The organism is Micromonospora sp. NPDC003776 (genome assembly GCF_053605645.1).
The window spans coordinates 1-2,656 of sequence record NZ_JBSGJR010000768.1 but is presented as its reverse complement, the minus strand read 5'-3'; the positions used below and the strand labels follow the sequence as shown (position 1 = coordinate 2,656).

2 protein-coding genes are annotated in these 2,656 nt (G+C 75.0%); both read right to left on the bottom strand.

The features are described 5' to 3' along the window. Nucleotides 1-535 precede the first annotated feature (535 nt). Nucleotides 536-1,813, bottom strand: a complete 1,278-nt coding sequence (locus tag ACWEVO_RS34630) for a low temperature requirement protein A (protein WP_452311629.1) — start codon at nt 1,811-1,813, stop codon at nt 536-538. A gap of 81 nt (nt 1,814-1,894) precedes the next feature. Beyond that, a complete protein-coding gene (locus ACWEVO_RS34625; RefSeq protein ID WP_452311628.1) occupies nt 1,895-2,530 on the bottom strand; it encodes a response regulator in 636 nt (211 codons plus the stop codon). Between the last annotated feature and the right edge of the window lie 126 nt (nt 2,531-2,656).

The following is a 2,656-nucleotide window of genomic DNA, read 5'->3' as shown; positions in this document are numbered from 1 at the left end:
GCCGCGCGCCGCCCGGCCCGTCGTCGACGTCGACTACGTGCTGGCGGCGGCGGGGCTGCTCGCCGGCGACCACCCGGGGGCGGCCGTCGCGTTGCTGCGCCGGCACCTGGACCGGTGACCGGCGTCGCGGTCCGCGTTCGCATCGAGACGCGCCGACGCGACACGCCGTGGCGCAACACACGACAGGCCGGGGTGGGTTGACAGCGGCGGGGGTGCACGCCGTACCGTCTTTGAGTCCTACCACGGGAAGCGGCTGTTGTTCGCTTCGTCCCTTCGTCCGCTGGCCGAGCGACCTACGGTTGCGGCGGCCAGGTCCAGCGGGCGGGGGTCGGCGGGGCGGCGCGAACCGGCCGCGGTTACCGGTGTACGGGCAGGGTGAAAGGCACGGCCAGTAGACAACGGCCAGGCGGGGGCAGCCAGCTCGCGTCCGGTCGGTCCGAAGGTCGGCGCCGTTCGTCCTCGCCCCACCGGCCGGGAAGGGCCTGGGAGCATCGGGGCGCGGCGCAAGCCGCGCCCCGATTTAGTTGCGGCGTTGTCACAGGTGGCGGCGGCGCCACTGCGACTGTTCCTGCTCGGCGGCGATCTGTTCCTCGAGGGCCACCTGCCGCACCTGGCGGCGCAGCGGGTCCTCCCGGCGCAGCCCGGTCAGCACCAGCGCGACGCACGTCCCGGCGAGCACCGCGAGACCGCCCACCGCCGGTAGCCGGCCGGCCGCCGGCAGCACCACGGCCAGCGCCACCACCACCGCCGTTCGCACCAGCGGCACCCGCCGGCTGGCCCGCACGCCCAACGCCACCAGACCCACCACGTAGATGATCACACCGGCGAACAGCACCCGGTTGTCCAGTCCGACGGCCCGCACCCGCCACGGGTCACCGTGCGGCTCGGCGATCACCGCCAGATACCGTTTCAGGCCCAGCGCGAACAGGATGATCCCGGCGATCAGCGGCAGGTGCAGGTACGCGTAGACGTCCCGGGCGAACGCGGCCCGCTGGTCGGGGTCGCGGGTGCGGTGCAGCCGCTGTTCCAGGGCGGGGGCGAGGGTGTCGAAGTACATCCACCACAGGGCCGCGATGACGCTGACGCCCAGCAGCGACGCGACGATCACCGCCCAGCTGATCGGCAGGCCGGCGCCGGGCTTCGGGCCCAGCCCCAGCGAGATGATCGATTCGCCGAGGGCGATGAGCAGGATCAGCGCGTACCGCTCGGCCCAGTGCGCGGCGGAGACGACCGTGAGGCCGGCGCTGCGCACCTGCCCACCGGCGGTGAACTCCACCACCGCGGCCACCCCCCACAACGCGATCCGCGGCCACGTCCACCCGCCGGGCAGGACCGCGGCCACCAGGACCAGGGTGACGCTGGCCAGCAGCGGCAGGCCCAGCCGCAGCGCCACCGGGCCCCGGTTGTCGGCGGCGCTGAGCAGCACCAGCATCTGCACGGCCCGGATCACCAGGTAGCAGAAGGCGAACACCAGCGGGCCGGGCGGCCCGCCGGGCCGGTCGGTGAACGCCTCCGGCAGGGTCAGGTTCAACACGAACAGGACGCCGACCGTCACCGCGCCGACCAGCGGCAGCACCCCCTGGTCGGTGCGCACCACGTTGCCCAGGGCGGCGAAACTGACCCAGCACCACCACAGCACGGCCAGCACCACCAGACCCGCGAGCAGCGCGTAGACGCTCAGGTGCGCCGACAGCAGGGTGGTGACGTTGAGGAACGCGAGCACGAACACCAGGTCGTAGAACAACTCCAGGCGGGTGACCCGCGACCCCGGCGCGGTGGGCAGGATCCGAGCCGGCCGGCGGCCACCGCTCATGCTGCCGATTGTCGCAGCCCCACCGGTCGGGGGCGGGAAACCCGGCAGAACCGGCACCCGCACCGCCGGCCACGGTCCAGGTCAGCGGCGGATCAGGCCGAGGCCGGTGGCGGCGGCGACCGCCGCGGTGCGCGAGTCCACCCCGAGCTTGGTGTAGACGCGCGCCAGGTGCGACTTGACGGTGCCCTCGGTCAGGTGCAGCCGCCGGCCGATCGCCCGGTTGGACAACCCCTCCGCCACCAGGACCAGCACCTCGGTCTCCCGGCGGGTCAACGTCGTGGCGGGGCTGCGCAGCCGGTGCAGCAGCCGGTCGGCGACCGACGGCGCCAACGCCGTACGCCCGGCCGCGGCGGTGCGCACCGCCGCCGCCAACTCCTCCGGCGGCGCGTCCTTGAGCAGGTAGCCGGTCGCCCCGGCCTCGATGGCCGGCAGCGTGTCGGCGTCCGAGTCGTACGTGGTGACCACCACGACCCGCGGCGCGTCCGGCCGGGCGGTGATCACGGCGGTGGCCTCGGCTCCGCTCATTCCGGCGCCGAACCGCAGGTCCATCAACACCACGTCGATGTCACCGGCGGCCGCCCGGGCGACCGCCTCCTCCGCGGTGGCGGCCTCGGCCACCACCAGCAGATCCGGCTCGCCGGCCAGCACCGCCCGCAGCCCGGCCCGCACCACCGGATGGTCGTCGGCCAGCAGCAGCCGGATCGGTTCGCCCGTCACCGTCACCGCCCGGCCCGCCCCTGCGAGGTGACCGGGAGGCGGGCGGTCACCGCCGTGCCGCGCCCCGGCGCGGAGCGCACCTGCAGGGTGCCGCCCAGCGCGCCCACCCGCGCCCGCATGGCCGCC